At 58.9% G+C, this 16,473-nt stretch carries 15 protein-coding genes; 10 read left to right on the top strand and 5 right to left on the bottom strand.

Annotated features, from left to right (window positions below):
* Positions 1-16: 16 nt before the first annotated feature.
* Positions 17-1,171, bottom strand: coding sequence for a phytanoyl-CoA dioxygenase family protein (locus AC07O1_RS19480; RefSeq protein WP_495089801.1), 1,155 nt, complete (start codon positions 1,169-1,171; stop codon positions 17-19).
* Entirely contained in the window at positions 1,168-2,016 is an 849-nt protein-coding gene (locus tag AC07O1_RS19475; protein ID WP_495089800.1) for an SDR family oxidoreductase, read from the bottom strand. Before AC07O1_RS19475 ends, AC07O1_RS19480 begins: the two co-directional genes overlap by 4 nt.
* A 136-nt stretch (positions 2,017-2,152) precedes the next feature.
* Here AC07O1_RS19475 and AC07O1_RS19470 point away from each other — a divergent pair, with 136 nt between their 5' ends.
* Positions 2,153-3,178, top strand: coding sequence for a LacI family DNA-binding transcriptional regulator (locus AC07O1_RS19470; RefSeq protein ID WP_495089799.1), 1,026 nt, complete (start codon positions 2,153-2,155; stop codon positions 3,176-3,178).
* Positions 3,179-3,189: 11 nt separating this feature from the next.
* Here the strand turns inward: AC07O1_RS19470 and AC07O1_RS19465 are convergent, their stop codons facing one another.
* Genes AC07O1_RS19465 through AC07O1_RS19455 form a run of 3 tightly spaced genes read right to left on the bottom strand, consistent with a single transcriptional unit; the run spans position 3,190 to position 5,559 of the window.
* Positions 3,190-4,257 carry a maleylacetate reductase gene (locus AC07O1_RS19465; protein WP_495089798.1) on the bottom strand — a complete coding sequence of 356 codons (1,068 nt, stop codon included), beginning with the start codon at positions 4,255-4,257 and terminating at the stop codon, positions 3,190-3,192.
* 4 nt (positions 4,258-4,261) lie between these two features.
* Entirely contained in the window at positions 4,262-4,675 is a 414-nt protein-coding gene (locus AC07O1_RS19460) for a nuclear transport factor 2 family protein (protein ID WP_495089797.1), read from the bottom strand.
* Between the two features lie 38 nt (positions 4,676-4,713).
* On the bottom strand, positions 4,714-5,559 hold the full coding sequence (locus AC07O1_RS19455; RefSeq protein WP_495089796.1) for a dioxygenase: 846 nt from the start codon (positions 5,557-5,559) through the stop codon (positions 4,714-4,716).
* A 171-nt stretch (positions 5,560-5,730) separates the two neighbouring features.
* On the opposite strand from AC07O1_RS19455, the gene AC07O1_RS19450 reads away from it, so the two are divergent.
* From AC07O1_RS19450 to mmsB, 9 genes are all read left to right on the top strand, one after another.
* The gene (locus tag AC07O1_RS19450; protein ID WP_495013190.1) at positions 5,731-6,645 is read left to right on the top strand and encodes a LysR family transcriptional regulator; all 915 of its coding nucleotides are present in this window, start codon (positions 5,731-5,733) and stop codon (positions 6,643-6,645) included.
* Positions 6,646-6,943: 298 nt separating this feature from the next.
* A complete protein-coding gene (locus AC07O1_RS19445) occupies positions 6,944-8,377 on the top strand; it encodes a sugar porter family MFS transporter (protein WP_495089795.1) in 1,434 nt (477 codons plus the stop codon).
* A 78-nt stretch (positions 8,378-8,455) separates the two neighbouring features.
* A complete protein-coding gene (locus tag AC07O1_RS19440; RefSeq protein ID WP_495089794.1) occupies positions 8,456-9,352 on the top strand; it encodes an intradiol ring-cleavage dioxygenase in 897 nt (298 codons plus the stop codon).
* A 55-nt stretch (positions 9,353-9,407) separates the two neighbouring features.
* Entirely contained in the window at positions 9,408-10,280 is an 873-nt protein-coding gene (locus tag AC07O1_RS19435) for a sugar phosphate isomerase/epimerase family protein (protein WP_495089793.1), read from the top strand.
* Between the two features lie 68 nt (positions 10,281-10,348).
* Positions 10,349-11,344: an inositol 2-dehydrogenase gene (gene iolG, locus AC07O1_RS19430; protein WP_014337565.1), complete on the top strand. Its 996-nt coding sequence runs from the start codon at positions 10,349-10,351 to the stop codon at positions 11,342-11,344.
* Between the two features lie 13 nt (positions 11,345-11,357).
* Entirely contained in the window at positions 11,358-12,485 is a 1,128-nt protein-coding gene (locus tag AC07O1_RS19425; RefSeq protein ID WP_495013206.1) for a Gfo/Idh/MocA family protein, read from the top strand.
* 120 nt (positions 12,486-12,605) lie between these two features.
* Positions 12,606-13,676 carry a multiple monosaccharide ABC transporter substrate-binding protein gene (chvE, locus tag AC07O1_RS19420; protein ID WP_495089792.1) on the top strand — a complete coding sequence of 357 codons (1,071 nt, stop codon included), beginning with the start codon at positions 12,606-12,608 and terminating at the stop codon, positions 13,674-13,676.
* A 41-nt stretch (positions 13,677-13,717) separates the two neighbouring features.
* Entirely contained in the window at positions 13,718-15,253 is a 1,536-nt protein-coding gene (gene mmsA, locus AC07O1_RS19415; RefSeq protein ID WP_495089791.1) for a multiple monosaccharide ABC transporter ATP-binding protein, read from the top strand.
* On the top strand, positions 15,250-16,440 hold the full coding sequence (mmsB, locus tag AC07O1_RS19410) for a multiple monosaccharide ABC transporter permease (protein ID WP_495013197.1): 1,191 nt from the start codon (positions 15,250-15,252) through the stop codon (positions 16,438-16,440). The genes mmsA and mmsB overlap by 4 nt, the downstream gene beginning before the upstream one ends.
* Positions 16,441-16,473 lie beyond the last annotated feature (33 nt).

The raw sequence follows: 16,473 nt of genomic DNA, 5'->3' as shown, positions 1-16,473 counted from the left end.
CACGTTGGAAATAGGGTCATGCCTGGCGTTTGGCGCTCATCTGCGCCACGCGCTCGGCAAAGGTCGCGTAGGTCCAGCGTTCCGTCAGCGCTTGCAGCATCAGTTGCTGCCCGGTCTGCGGGGCCAGGCCGTGCAGGGGCGGATCGGTGTCCAGGTTGGTGGGAAAGGCGTAGCCGTCGGCGGTGCAGGCAATCACTGCGTCCAGCTCTTGCGCGTTCAGTACCTGATCCGCCAACCGCTGCAGCAGGCAGGGGTAGAGCGCCAGCATCATGCGTTCGCGGTTCACGGTTTCCATGGGCTTGCCGAATGCCGAGGAGATTTGCAGCAGGTTGGCCATACGCTGGCGGTCCGGCGTGTGATTGCTACCGGCAGCGTGGAACAACGCTGGATTGAAAAACAGCAAGTCGCCCTTGCTCAGAGGCAGCTGTACTGCATGGTGCTGGAAATAGTCGATGAATTCAGGGCGGCGCCAGGCCAGATAACCCAGGGCGTACTGCTGGGAAAACGGAAGCAGCAGGGTCGGGCCGGTTTCCAGTGGCATGTCGGAGTGGGCCACGGCCCCTTGCAATGTCAGGTACTGCGACAGCGCATGCAGGGGCAACGGGAAGCGCTCGACTACTTCCTCTGTCTGGAAGCCCAGGTGGTAGTCACGATGTGGCTGTTGCGCCTGGCCGCCCGGATGCACCACGTTGACCTGGGCCGTGACTTGAAAGCCGGGGCCCAGCCAGGCTTCGGCAATCAACCCCAGTAGCGGGTTGGCGTAGTACTCGACAAAAGACGACGGAGATTGCAGCGCCGCCTTTTGCAACGAATTCCAGATGCGCCCGTTGCTGCCGGCCTTCGCGAAGTGATCGGCGCTGAGGCCCTGGGCGGCTTCCTTGGCGAAGATTGCTTCGAACACCTGGCTGTGGCGATCGACCACGTCCAGGTCTGCATAGCCCTGGCGCACAACCATGACCCCGGGGCCGTCGCGAAACAGCCGGTGCAACTCGCTCTGCACCTCCACGCGATGGCCATCGCGCAAGGTCTGCGCGTGATAGATCGGTACATTGTTTTGCACGTCACTGCAGTGGGAATATTCCTCGGGATTGACCTGTTGTTCGCAGAGTCGGGCGAAATCCTGCAACTGCACTGAATCGGCACGCACAAAAGCTGACAGCGGCTGATTCATAGCGCGTCTCCCGTCAGGCTCAGCGGGCTGGCGGGGCGCGGAGCGGTGTCGTCGCCGCAGCCGATCACGCCTTGTTCCAGATCGATCAGTGTGCCGGTCATCATTCCCGATTCGCGGGACAGCAGGAACGCAACGCTCTGCGCCACTTCCTCGGGTTTGAGCAGGCGGCCAAAAGGCTGCGCGCGCTCGACAGTCGCCAGCCAGCCATTCTCGGCACCATGGTAGCGGCGCTGGATTTCGTCCTCATGGGGCGTGTCCATCCAGCCGATGTTCAGGCCGTTGACCCGGATGCGGTTGCGCAGGGCGCTGAAGGCCACGTTTTTGGTCAGTATCGCCAGGGCACCTTTGGAGGCCGAGTAAGGCGTCAGATACGACTGCCCGCCGTGGCTGACGATGCTTTGGATGTTGACGATGGCGCCTTCCACGCCTTGGCTGATCATCAGTTTCAGCGCTTCCTGCATGAGGAAGAACGGTGCTCGCACGTTGACCGCGAATAGGCGATCGAACAGTTCAGGGGAGGTGTCGAGGATGCCGCCGCGATCAGACATGCCGGCGCAGTTGACCAGGCCATGGAGGGTGCCGAAGCGGGTGCGGGCAGCCTCGATCACCGCACGGCAATCCTCGACTCGCTCCAGGTCGGCCTCGACGAAAAATGCCTGGCAATCGAATTCCGCCAGCTGGCGCACCTGGGCCTGGCCCTGGTCCGCGCGGCGTCCGCAAATGATCAGGCCGGCGGCGCCCCGGCGCGCCAGGGTATGGGCCACCGCCGCACCGAGGCCTTGGGTGCTGCCGGTGACGACAAAGTACTGACCATTGAACGAGGTAGTGAGGTCGGTTTGAGACATGTGGTTCTCCTGGTTTCTTGTTGTTATGAGCGTTGTTGTCCTTACGCCGGCTCGACGCCTGGCGAAACTGAGACTAGCATTGGCATAACCTCAGTAATGCCCAAAAAGACCTCAAGAAAGCCTCAGGTTTAAAACGATGCTCGAACGTGCCAAACACTTTTCCATCAAGCAGATCGCTACCCAGGCGGGCGTCAGCAAGGCGACAGTCGATCGCGTGCTACACCAGCGCGGCAGCGTGCATTACCAGACCCACCGCCGCATCGAGCAGGCCCTGAGCGAACTTGAGGCTCAGGAGAAGAATGGCCTGGCGGCGGGGCGCACTTTCCATGTCGACGTGATCATGCACACGCCGCAACGCTTCAGTGCGGCGGTGCAGGCGGCGATGACCGCGCAATTGAGCAGTCTGGCGCCGTTTCGCATCGCGCCGCGGTTTCACTTGTTTGAAGAAATCGAACCACAGGCGATGCACGACCAGTTGCTGCGCTGCGTAAATACCGGCAGCCAGGGCGTGGTGCTCAAGGCCGCCGATGAGCCGGCGGTAAACCTGGCGATCAAGCAACTGGCCGCGGCTGGCATTCCGGTGGTAACCCTGGTCACTGACTTGCCGCACAGCGAGCGCATCGGCTACGTCGGCATGGACAACCGCACTGCCGGGCAGACCGCCGCCTACCTGCTGTCGCGCTGGCTAGCCCCGGCACCACAGGGCGTCGCCGTGGTGATTGGCAGTGAGCTGTTTCGTGGTGAGGAAGAGCGGGAAATGGGCTTTCGCATGTGGCTGCGCAGCCGTGCCGCGCATTTGCGGGTGCTGGACATCAGCGGTGGCTACGGGGTTTACGAACGCACCTTCGAGCGTGTGATCGAGGCGCTGAAACAGCATCCCGACCTCAAGGCGGTCTACAGCGTGGGCGGGGGCAACCGGGCGATCGTCGACGCGTTCGCCGCGCTGGATCGCCCGCTTGAGGTGTTTATCGGCCACGACCTGGACGAGGAAAACCGTCAATTGCTGGCGGAGGAAAAAATCGCCGCGATCATCGACCACAACCTGCAGATCGATGCTCGCCAGGTATTCCTGCATATTCTGCAGTTTCATCGCCTGTGGAAGGCCGGGCCGATTGCGCCGTCACAGGTGCAGATCGTTACGCCGTTTAATCTGCCTTACTGATTCACCGTTTTTTACGCCGGACGAATGCCTTCGTAGGCATCTTGCAACAACTGCCGGATGGCTTTTGCTTCAATCGGTCTTGGGTTCCAGTAGGGGTTGGACAAGGCAATATCCGTCGCGCGATCCAGGTCGGCTTCGGTCAAGCCCAGATCCTTGAGCCGGGTCGGTGCGCCCAGTGAGCTGGACAGGTCGAACAGTGCCGCCGCCGGGCTGCAATCCTCAACGTTCAGCGCCCGGCAAATGCGCGATAGGCCCGGAGCGGCAGATTGATTGTAGGCAATAGCGTGTGGCAGCACGATGGTATGGGTTTGTGCATGGGGCAGGTTGAAACTGCCGCCCAGGGTGTGACAAAGCTTGTGATGTAACGCCATGCCGACGTTGCCGAGCACTGTGCCGCAGAGCCAGGCACCATAAAGACAATCATCGCGGGCGTCGAGATCGCCCGGGTTGTGACGGATAGTCTTCATGCCAGCGGCGAGAGCCCGAATGCCTTCCTCGGCCATCAGTGACATCACCGGATTTCCGTCCTGGGCATATAAGCCTTCGGCGGCGTGGGCAATGGCGTTCATGCCGCTGGTGATGGACATGTCGACGGGCAGGCTGACGGTGAGCTGCGAGTCGTAGATCACGGTTTTGGGAAGCACGCGCGGATCTTTGCCGGTGCGCTTGAGACCATTTTCGGTAAGACCGAATACCGGCGTCATCTCGGATCCAGCATAGGTGGTCGGTATCGCCAGGATAGGCAACCCGGAATCCATTGCTATTGCCTTGCCGAGCCCTGTGGTTGAGCCGCCGCCAATGGCCACTGCGCAATCGGCGCCCAGCTTGCGTGCCAGTTCGCGGGCTTCACGGGCGGTTTCGATGGGCACGTGCATGACGGCCTTGTCGAAAATGTCTGCTGCGCGGCTGCCGAGTAATTGGGCAATATGTTCGGCTTGGGCGCGTTGTTCTGGAGTGCAGAGGACTAACGCGCGCTTGGCGCCCAGTCGATCGATTTCCGCTTCCAACTGTTGCAGCGAACCTTGGCCGAAGATGACGCGCGACGGTTGACCGTTATAAATAAAGGGGGACGTGGACATAAGTCTATTCTCCGCAAACAGGTAGGGATGATGAGCTCTTGGCGATAGGGGTCGGTTGATAGGCGAACAATTGCCAATTCATTCCTGTCCTCAGCCAGACATTTAACGTTCGGTTCTGGATCGTTTTAGCCACGCCATGGGAAGTGATATCGGCGACCATTTCTCCAAAGACGATGGCGGTGTCTCCTGATTGATAGACCTTATGAACAACGTGTTGAATTCGGTGATAGATAGAAAGTCCATCACGCAAGTTCTTCACAAAGCTGTCGCGGTTATCCACTTTGCCACTGGAGTGGACATAACTGAGTTCGGGATGAAGTAGACGCTGAATGTTCTCCAGGTCATTACTTTGCATCGCTTGATAACGTTGTTCTTCCAGTGCTGAAATCAACGCAGTGATGGACGGCTCGTTGCTCATGGGGCCCTCGAGATTGGAATTAGCCAGGTGATCGACGACTACGCCTTCGTCAGGAAGAAATCGAACTCCAGGGTATAAAAGGGATCGCTGCTGACAGTCCCATCCGGAGTCTCGCCGGGAGGTTGTTGAGTCCAGTGGGTGATCAGTGAAGAACGCACGCCGAACACGGCATCGGAATCAAGGTAGGGATCACCTTCGCGGAAAACGTGGGTGACCAACCGTTTGTAACCGGGTGCACCAATCACGAACTCCAGGTGCGCCGGGCGCCAGGCGTGGCGATTGAGCGCGGTGAGCATTGTGCCAACTGGACCGTCATGGAGTACGCGGTGGCTTTGGGGCACGACGGTGGAAAAAAAGTATCGGCCGAGCTGGTCGGCTTGTAGCAAGGCACGCTCGGTGTCGCTTGCCACAGGATTATTCAAGTCGCCACCTGCCTGGCTGACCTGAATGGCAGCGGACGGCAGCGGATTGCCTTTGGCGTCACGAATGGTGCCCCGCATGTACCCTTTGGCGCCGTGGAGCCCGGCACTGATGTCGGCGCCCAGGTCATACACCGTGGTGTTCTGAATCTCTGGCACGTCGAAGGCTGTTGCCTCGGTGCAACCCGACGGCTTCCTGTCATTCTGAGCCAGCACCAGGGTCGACAGCCCCAGCGTGTGTGACAGCAGCACAAACTCCTGGCGATTGGACGAGCAGGCCTTGCCCACTTGTTCGAGAAAATCAATGCCGCTTCGCCATTCCTCTTCCGTCAGTTTGGTGTCGCGAGCGAAGGCATGCAGATGTTGCACGAGGCTGGTCATTACCTCGCACAAGCGCGCATCAGTGGTGCTGCTATTACGCGCCAATACGGCTTGTGTAATGGTCGCTTCGTCCAGATTTCGCATCTTGACTCCTTGATTTTCTTAGGCCCAAGCACGCTTGGTGATTGGCGAGATACGTCTCGGGCCGCTCTTTTCAGCTCATAGCGCTGCACGTTATAGTTCCGCACAGCGTTGAAAAAGGCCGCCTGCGAAATTCTTTATTTCATATATGAAAAAATAAAAACGGAGCACTGAATGGATCGGCTGACCGAACTGGAACTGTTTGTTACCACGGCAGAAGTCGGGACCTTGACCAAGGCGGCAGAAATACTCGGGTTATCCAATGCCGCTGCAAGCAGGCACCTGGTGGCATTGGAGCAACGGCTCAACGTCAGGTTGATCGACCGCAACACGCGGCGCCTGGCCCTGACCAACTCCGGCCATCAGTTCTATGCGAGCTGCAAAAGCCTGCTCGGTGAATTGAAGGAAGCCGAGGCTTCGCTCAGCGAATCGCTGGTGCAGCCGGTTGGCACTTTGACGATTACCTCTTCAATCTCGTTCTGCATGCTGCATATCGCGCCGCTGATCCCGGCGTTTCGCAAGAAGTACCCGCATATCACGGTCAAAGTGCTGGGTGAGAACCGCTACTACGACATTATCGACAGCGAAATCGATCTGGCGATCAGGACCAAGGAATACGAGCCGGACTCCAATATCACCATTCGCCGCCTCGCCGAAACGCGTCGGGTGCTCGCCGCTTCACCGGGATATCTGCAGCGAAAGGGCACGCCCAAGACCATCGACGATCTGGCCAGCCATGATCTGTTGCTTTACAGCCACGCCAATCAGCCGCGGGTCATGCGCTTTACCAAAGGAGATGAAGAACGCGTGGTCAAGGTCGACCCTATCCTGGAAACCAACGATGGGCAGATTGTCCGCGCAGCGGCCTTGGCCAACGGTGGCATCCTGGTGCAACCGAAGTACATCATCAATGCCGACCTGGTGGCGGGGCGTTTGATTCCGGTGCTGGATGATTGGGACTTGCCTCGCCTGACGATTAATATGGCTTTTCAAAGCCGTCGTTATATGCCGACCAAGCTGCGTGTATTCATCGATTTTCTGCTCGCGGACTTTGCCGAGCATGAGTACGAGCGTTACTGGACGCGCTAGAGCACTTTGAACGGCGACATTAATGACCTCTGCTTTCGCCCGCACGAGTCATAAAGAACGTTAAATCCACCGGAAACTTTGCCAAGTGCAAGGTTGCGGCCAGCTATTGCCTGCCGATTTCCGATTATTCAATGCCACCCCTAAACCCTTTGCCGACCCTTCGTGTCGGGTATCGCGGCCGCCTGCAGTTTTCCACTTAGCGGAAAACACATTTGCCGTAGAGGCATTTTTTTTCCGTTTCAATGGCAGTAGTCTCAAATCCACTGAGCGTACAAATAATTTCAATAAGGTTGACCTCATGTCCAACAATCAAAATGCCTCCAGTGCTTCGTCAAAGATTCTTTGGCGTATCGCAGCCATCACCACCATGGGGTCGCTGGGATTTGGTTACGACACCGGAGTGATCTCCGGGGCGCTGCCGTTCATGACGCTTGATGTCAGCCAAGGTGGGCTTGGCCTGACGCCCATGACGGAAGGGCTGGTGGCTTCCTCGCTGATTTTTGGTGGCGCTTTCGGCGCTTTGTTCGCGGGTCAATTATCCGACCGCTATGGTCGCCTCGGTGTGCTCAAGGCCTTGGCCATATTGTTTGCATTGGGTGCGCTGGGTACCGCCATAGCACCTGATATATGGACCATGGTCGTTACCCGTTTCATTCTGGGGATCGCCGTCGGCGGTGCGTCATCCACCGTGCCGGTGCTGATCGCTGAGTTGGCGGCACCCAGACACCGTGGTCGGCTGGTGTGCCAGAGCGAGTTGATGATTGTCTCTGGCCAATGCCTGGCCTACATCACCAGCGCCGGCCTGGCGCACCTGTTCGACAGTCCGTACATCTGGCGCTACATGCTGGCCATTGCGCTGATCCCGGCGGTGCTGCTGTACGTTGGAATGCATTTTGTGCCCACCTCGCCACGTTGGCTGGTTAGCAAAGGTCGTATTGCCGAAGCCAAAACGACCTTGGCCGGTATCCGTGATACCCAGCGCGAGGCGGACCGCGAGCTGAAGGAAATCATTGCCCAGTGCAACGTTGAACGGCACCACACCGGCGTGCTCGGCAAGCTCAATGAACCCTGGCTGCTCAAGCTCCTCGCCATTGGTATCGGCCTGGGTTTCGTTATCCAGTTCACCGGTGTCAATGCGTTCATGTACTACACGCCGATGATTCTCAAAGAGACTGGGATGGGTACTAATGCCGCACTGATCGCAACGATCGGCAATGGCGTGGTTTCGGTGATTGCCACCTTGATCGGTATGTGGGTGATCAACCGCATGGGCCGTCGCTCGATGCTGCTGCTGGGGCTGAGCGTCGTGGTGCTGGCACAAATCTTCCTTGGTGTCGTGCTCAACTTCATGCCGCATTCGCTCCTGCAAAGTTACCTGGCGTTGTCCGGCGTGCTGGTGTTCCTGTTCTTCATGCAAATGTGCATCGGCCCGGTGTATTGGCTCTTGATGTCGGAGCTGTTTCCGACTCACGCCCGGGGCTTGATGAATGGCATTTCAGTGAGCGTATTCTGGATTTTCAATGCCATCGTCGCCTTCGTCTTCCCGGTCCTGCTGAGTGTGATGGGCGGCATGACCTTCTTCCTGTTCGCCGTGGTGAACATCGGCTCGATCATCTTCTGCACCTTGTGGTTGCCAGAAACCAAGGGCCTGACCCTTGAAGAAATCGAACAGCAGATGAAGCAGCGTTTCAGCGGGCGTAAATGGCGCGCTGTCGACGTTAAAGCGTATTGAGAACTGCTATTGCGCATGCCGGCGCCCAACCTTAAAAGCCGGCCGGCCTTCAAGAATAACGATCAAGGATCTCGAATCATGACTGCTCACCTGGACACCGACATCGCCATTGGCGGCCTTTTCGAAGAGGAAAATTCCGCCGAAATCGTCAATGCCCGAATCTCTGCCGAGGCCAACCCGCGCCTGGCAGAAGTCATGGCGGTATTGACCCGGCATTTGCATGCAGCCATCAAGGAAATCGAGCCGACTCACGATGAGTGGTTCAAGGCCATCGAGTTCCTGACTCAGACCGGACAAATGTGCACCGACTGGCGTCAGGAATACATCCTGCTGTCGGACGTGCTGGGTGCGACCATGTTGATCGATGCGATCAACCATCGCCGGCCAAAGGGTGCCACGCCCAATACCATTCTCGGCCCGTTCTATGTGGCCAATGCGCCGCACTACGAAAACGGCGCGAACATCTGCCTGGACGGCAAGGGCGAACCGACGCTTGTCAGCGGACGGGTGCTGGATACGGCCGGCCGGCCGATTGCCGGCGCCACCCTGGATATCTGGCAGACCAACGACGATGGCTTCTACGACGTGCAGCAGAAAGGTGTGCAACCGGACTACAACCTGCGCGGGCTGTTCACCACCGATGCCGATGGCTACTACGCGTTCCGCACCGTCAAGCCGCGCCATTACCCGATCCCTGCCGACGGTCCAGTAGGCAAGTTGTTGGGTGATCTGGGCCGGCACCCGAACCGCGCAGCGCATCTGCATTTCATCGTCACCGCCAACGGTTACGACCAGGTCATCACGCATATCTTCACGCCCGACTGCCAGTATTTGCACGAGGACACCGTGTTTGGCGTGAAGAAAGAGTTGATCGCCGAGTTCACGACTCAAAGCGATCCGGCAGTCGCCGAACGTTACGACTTGCCCGTGCCGTTCCTGGCGGTCAATTGGGACTTCGTCCTGACCCCGGTCTGATTAAACGAAAGCTGTTAGCGACCGTCCTCAAACCACTCACTCAAAAGTGATCGTCATGCCAAATAACAATATTGAACTGCTTGCCGCTTATTGGACCCTCGCTGGCGATACGTACCCCGGCGCACCCAGCGAGATCAGTCCGTTTTCCTTGCAGGACCGTGCACAAGCCGCCTCGAAAGCCGGCTGGAAAGGCATGGGCCTGGTGCACGCCGACCTTGTGCACAACGTCGCCAAGCTGGGCATCTCTACGGTGCGCAATATCCTCCAGGACAATGGTATCAAGCACCTGGAAGTCGAGTTCCTGACTGACTGGCACCTGGACGGGGCACGCCGCGCGGCTTCGGACAAGATCCGCGACGAACTACTGGAAGTCGCCGGCGAACTCGGTGCGCGTAGCCTCAAAGTCGCCGCCGGCCTGTTCGAAGATGGGCCGCCCGACGTACCGCGCATGCGTGAAACCTTTGCCCTGTTGTGCGACCGGGCCCAGCCCTTCGGCGTCAATGTGGTGATCGAGTTCCTGCCGTTTTCCAGCGTGCGCACCATCGATCTCGCCATAGCGGTGGCCGAGGGCGTACGCCCCAACGGCGGCCTGTTGGTCGACACCTGGCACGTTGCACGGGGCGGTATGAGCTTCGACGAAATCGCCAAGATTCCGCTGGAGCTGATCAAGTCCATCGAGTTGGATGATGCCAACCACGCTATCGTCGAAACGCTGTTCAACGACTCCACGCACCACCGTAAATGCTGCGGCGAAGGCCAACTCGACGTGCCGGACTTTATTCAGCAAGTGGTCAATGTTGGCTACAACGGGCCTTGGGGAGTCGAACTGATCTCCGCTGAGCTGCGCAAGCTGCCGCTGGAAGTGGCGGCGAAGAAAGCCTTTGACACAACCATTGCGCAATTCGAAGGGATCAAGTTCCCGAATTGATGCGTTAAAGCCCATTGAAGTTTTGCTCGTCTACAACAACGAACAATAGCGTTTCCAGGAGATAAAAAATGGTAGGTATCGCAGTTCTCGGCGCCGGTCGTATCGGCAAGATCCACGCAGCCAATGTCGCTGCAAGCAAGTTCGCCAAGCTGGTAGTCGTGGCGGATCCTTTCGCCGATGCCGCTCAGAGCCTGGCCGATGCATTCGGCACCGAAGCCATGCTCGACTGCGAAGCGGCCATCGATCGCGACGATGTCCAGGCCATCGTTATCGGCACCCCGACCCACACCCATATCAGCTTGATGTTGCGTGCTGTGCGCCAGGGCAAAGCGGTGCTGTGCGAGAAGCCGATCGACCTGGACATGGCCAAGAGCCTGGCTGCGGTGGAGGAGGTGGAGCGCCTCAATGGGCGGGTCATGCTGGCGTTCAACCGCCGCTTCGAGTCCACGTTCGCCGAAATGCGCGCGGCCATCGACGCCGGCGATATCGGCGAAGTGCGCCAGGTGATCATCAGCAGCCGCGATCCTGGTCTGGCGCCTGAAGACTACATCCAGCATTCGGGCGGTATCTTCCGCGACATGACCATCCACGACCTGGACATCGGCCGCTGGTTGTTGGGCGAGGAACCCGTCGAGCTGACCGCCATCGGCAGCCGCCTGATCGATCCGCAGATGATGGAAAAGTACGACGACTACGACACCGCGATGGTGCAGATGCAAACGGCGTCGGGCAAGCAGTGCCATATCAACAACTGCCGCCAGGCGGTCTATGGCTACGACCAGCGCATCGAAGTGTTTGGCTCCAAAGGCATGCTGCAGATGGATAACCTGCGTCCGACGACCATCCGTCGCTGGAATCAGGACGTCACCGATGCGCGCGAACCGCTGCTGAACTTCTTCCTTGAGCGTTATCAGCAAGCCTACAAAGCCGAACTCGATGCCTATATCGAAGCGCTGGTGAAGGGCACTCCGATGCCGACCACCGTGCAGGATGGCCTCAAGGCCCTGCAGCTGGCCGATGCTGCGGTCGAATCGGTCAAGACCGGGCGCGCGGTCAGGCTCTGAGGCCTGAACGGTCATTGGCTATCTCGGACAAGAACACCTGGAGAACATCATGTCTTACAAGCTTGAGAGTGGCGCCACTATTGGTGTGGCCTGCCTGGGGATTACCCACCCACACACGTCGGGCCGCGTCAAAGCCTTCAAGCGCATACCCGGCGTGCAGTTTCTTGGCGCCTATGACGACAGCCCTCTGCTAGCACCGTTCTGCGATGCGCTGGACTTGCAGGCACGCAGCAAGGAAGAAATCCTCGCTGACCCGAACGTGCATGTGGTGCTGGTGCACCCCAAGAGCTACCTGATGGCTGATTGGGCCATCGAAGCGCTGGAGGCCGGCAAGGCTGTTCTCTGCGAAAAACCGGCGGGCCGCGGCACCATCGACACCAGTCGCATCGTCGACGCGGTCGAGCGCACCGGCGGGTTGTTCCAGGTCGGCTACTGCTGGCGCTACGCGCCGTCGGTGGAAAAAATGCAGCAGGTTCTGCAGAGCGGTGAAATCGGCAAAGTGCTGCAGGTTCGCGCGCACGCTGGCTGCTCTCACGACGAGGCCGACACCAACCACATGAAGCAACCGGGTGACCGTGGCGGTGCCTTTTATGTGATCGGCTGCCACACCATCGACCGTTTGCTGCTGCACTTCGGCATGCCCAAATCGGTCAATGCGCGGATTACCAAGTTCGCCGGGCAGATGAGCGATTCGGCGCGCGAGGACGCGGTGGGCGCGGTGCTCAACTACGATGACAAATTGATCACCATCGATTTCATGTCCTGGGACCCCATGCCCTGGACCGAGAGCTGGGACATTACCGCCTACGGAACCCACGGGGTGATGCATTCCACGCCGATGCCTGCGTCGTACAAGCTTTACCACGATGGCAAGAACGGCCATCAGCAAGGCTGGACGCACTGGAACGAGAACAGTTTTCCGGAGATCTGGGCGGTGCGTAAAACCGTCTATTCCCCGGAAATTGCCGAGATCGGTAACCCGGTGTATTTCGATCGTGAAGCCGCTGCCTTCGTCCAGTCGTTACGCACCGGCAGTCCTTCGACGGTGCCAGCCAGCCAGGCGCATAACATCAACGTGATACTCGAAGCACTGTTCGAGTCCGCTGAGTTGAATGGCCAGGAAGTCAACCTGGCTAAATAGCTACATGTAGCTCTTTAGACAAAAGCTCCATAGGCGAAATGACCCCGCCGGCTCTGTAAACAGAGCCGGAAGGGGAGTTGCATCCCCGAGAAATGCCAACAACAAAAAGAAGAGGACACTATGCACAAGATCATCAAGGTTGCCGCGGCAGTATTGTTGGGCCTGGCCGTCAGTGCCTGCTCGAAAAGCGAAACCGGCACCAAGGGCACCATTGGCGTTGCCATGCCCTCGAAAACCGAAGCGCGCTGGGTTTCAGACGGTAGCAGCATCGTCGACTCGTTGAAGAAACTCGGTTACGACACCGACCTGCAGTATGCCCAGTACGAAGCGCCGACCCAGCTGTCGCAAATCGAAAACATGATGGTCAAGGGCATCAAGGGCCTGATCGTTGCGCCCATCGATGGCACGACCATGGCCGATGTGCTCAAGCAGGCCAAGGAAAAAGGTATCAAGGTCATTTCCTATGATCGCCTGATCCGCAACACCAAAGACTTCGACTACTACGTCACCTTCGACAACTACCGCACCGGGGTGCTGCAGGGACAGTCCATCGTCGACAAGCTGCAGCTCAAACAGGGCAAAGGTCCGTTCAACCTGGAAATCTTCGCCGGCTCCACGGACGACAACAATGCCCATGTGGTGTACGCGGGGGTGATGTCGCAGCTCAAGCCCTACATCGACAGCGGCAAGTTGGTTATTCGCAGCGGCCAGCAGGACCTGGACAAAGTGGCCACGCCCAACTGGGACGGTGCCCAGGCCCAGGCGCGCATGGATAACCTGCTCAGCGCTTTCTACGGCACCGCCCACCTGGACGCGGTACTGGCCATGAACGATCAGATCGCCAATGGCGTGGTGTCTTCATTGCGGGGTGTGGGCTATGGCACGGGCAAGCAGGCAATGCCGATCGTGACCGGCCAGGATGCCGAGATTTCCAGCATCAAGTCGATCATTCGCGGCGACCAGACCTCCACCATTTTCAAGGACACCCGCGCCCTCGCCGGAGCCGCCGCGCAGATGATGGACGCGACCTTGACGGGCAAGACAGTCGTGGTCAACGACACCACGTCCTATGACAACGGCACCATGATCGTGCCGACCCAGTTGCTGACCCCACAACTGGTCGATGGCAACAACTGGCAGAAAGTCCTCGTCGATGACACCAGGTTCTACACCCCGGAGCAGTTGCGCTGAGGCAACCCTCGATCGGTGCGTGCTGGCAGGAGAGAAGAAAAATGACAAAAACAATTCTCGATATGCGTGATATCCAGAAATGCTTCGGCCCGGTGAAGGCGCTAAGCCGGGTCAACCTCAAGGTCGGCGATGGCGAAATCCATGCGATCTGCGGTGAGAATGGCGCTGGCAAATCGACCCTGATGAAGATCCTCAGCGGCGTCTATCCGCATGGCACCTTCAGCGGTGAAATTGTCTTCGATGGCGCGCCACGAACTTTCCAGGGTTTGCGCGACAGTGAGGCGCTGGGCATCTGCATCATTCACCAGGAATTGGCCCTGGTGCCAATGCTGTCGATAACCGAGAACCTGTTCCTCGGTAACGAGATCGCGCGTCATGGCGTGATCGACTGGGATGAAGCGCACCAGCGGGCCCGCGAGTTACTCGCGCGGGTCGGCCTCGATGCCCGGCCGCAGACCCTGGTGGGCAACCTTGGTATCGGCCAGCAGCAGATGGTGGAAATCGCCAAGGCGCTGGCCAAGGACGTACGCCTGCTGATTCTTGACGAGCCGACCGCGAGCCTCAACGAAAAAGACAGCGACACCTTGCTCAAGCTGATGCTCGAGCTCAAAGGGCGTGGCATCACTTCGATCATCATCTCGCACAAGCTCAATGAGATTGGGCGGGTAGCGGACGAGATCACCGTGATCCGTGATGGCAGTACCGTCGACGTCATCGACTGCCGCGCCGAGCCTATCGATGAAGGCCGGGTGATCCGCTCCATGGTCGGCCGCGAACTGTCGGACCGCTATCCGAAGCGCGTTCCTGACATTGGCGAAACGCTGTTCGAGGTCGAAGGCTGGTCGGTCGGCGACCCGGAGCACCCCGGGCGCGACCGCATCCGCAACATCAATTTCCACGTGCGTCGCGGCGAAGTGGTGGGCATTGCCGGGCTGATGGGCGCTGGCCGTACCGAATTCGCCATGAGTGTATTTGGCTGCTCCTATGGCTCGAACATCCGCGGCAAGGCTCGTCTCGAAGGGCGTGAAGTGGACCTTGGCACCGTCCGCAAGGCCATCGATCAAGGTTTGGCATACGCCACCGAAGACCGCAAGGGCGCCGGTCTGGTACTGGGTGAAAGCATCACCCGCAATACCAGCATGGCCAACCTGGCTGCCGTGTCCAAACGCTGGGTGATGAACGAACTGGCCGAGACCGCGGTGGCGGTCGATTTCCAGGCGCGCCTGCGCATTCGCAGCCCAGACGTTTTGCAGACGGTGGACAAGCTCTCGGGGGGTAACCAGCAAAAGGTCGTGTTGGCTAAATGGCTGTTTTCCGATCCCAAGGTATTGATCCTGGACGAGCCCACCCGCGGCATCGACGTCGGTGCCAAGTACGAGATTTACGCGGTGGTCAATCAGGTAGTCAGCGAGGGCAGGGGCGTCGTCATGATTTCCTCGGAAATGCCTGAGCTGCTGGGTACCTGTGACCGAATCTATGTGATGAATGAAGGGCGCTTTGTCGGCGAGTTTCCGATCGCAGAGGCATCGCAGGAAAAAATCATGCACGCAATCATGAAAAATGAGGTGATCCAGTGAGCGAAGTAAGCATACCTCTCACATCCAAACCAACGGCGCTCACGTCATTCAAGCGCGGCGCGCGCGAATACGGTCTGCTGGCATCGTTGATCGTCATCATGGTGTTCTTCCAGGTGGCTACCGGCGGGGCGCTGATGCAGCCGCTCAACCTCACCAACCTGTTGTTGCAGAACAGCTACATCGTGGTCATGGCGTTGGGCATGCTGATGGTGATCGTCTGCGGCCACATCGACCTCTCGGTCGGTTCGGTAGTCGGCGTGATCGGCGCGCTGGCCGCCGTGCTGATGGTCCAGTATCGATTGGATTTCTTCACCGTAACGGTGATCTGCCTGGCGGCGGGTGCGCTGATTGGCGCGGCGCAGGGTTACTGGGTGGCGGTGTGGGGCATGCCGTCGTTCATTGTCACCCTGGCTGGCATGTTGATCTTTCGTGGCGCGACCATCGCGATCTCCCAAGGGCAGTCGATCGGGCCGTTTCCGCCAGCCTTTTCGGCGATCAGTTCGGGCTTCATCCCGGATGTCTTTGCCAACGAAAACCTGCGCATTACCTCGTTGCTGCTGGGGATTGCCGTCGCAGCAGCGTTCTGGGTGGTCGAGTATCGCAGTCGCAAACGCACCCTCAAGAGCGGCGGCAATGTCGCCCCTATGACCCTGTTCGCGCTGAAGAATGGCGTGATCACGGCACTCATCGTGTACTTCTGCTACCTGCTCTCGACATACCGCGGCATCCCCACGGTGCTGGTGATCATGAGTGTGTTGATCGGCGTGTACACCTTCATCATGAACCGCACCGTGATCGGCCGCTGGATCTACGCGGTGGGTGGCAATCTCAAGGCCGCCAAGCTGTCGGGGATCAACACCTCGCGGGTGACCTTCTTCGCCTTCGTCAACATGGGCGTGCTGGCGGCGGTGGCAGGGCTGATTTTCGTCGCTCGCCTTAACAGCGCGACACCGCGGGGTGGTACCGGGTTCGAGCTGGATGTTATCGCTGCGGTGTTCATCGGTGGCGCCTCGGCATCCGGCGGAGTTGGCAAGGTGGTCGGCGTGGTGATCGGCGCTTTCATCATGGGTGTGCTGAACAACGGCATGTCGATTATGGGTATTGGCATCGACTACCAACAGATGATCAAAGGCGCTGTGTTGCTGGCGGCGGTATTCGTGGACGTATATCAGAAGAGCAAGGGTTGATATGGCAGGCATGACTGGCGCCGCAGGGAGACA

It is taken from the genome of Pseudomonas sp. GW821-FHT07G10, assembly GCF_059418545.1.
This window is presented reverse-complemented; position numbering and strand designations above follow the sequence as displayed.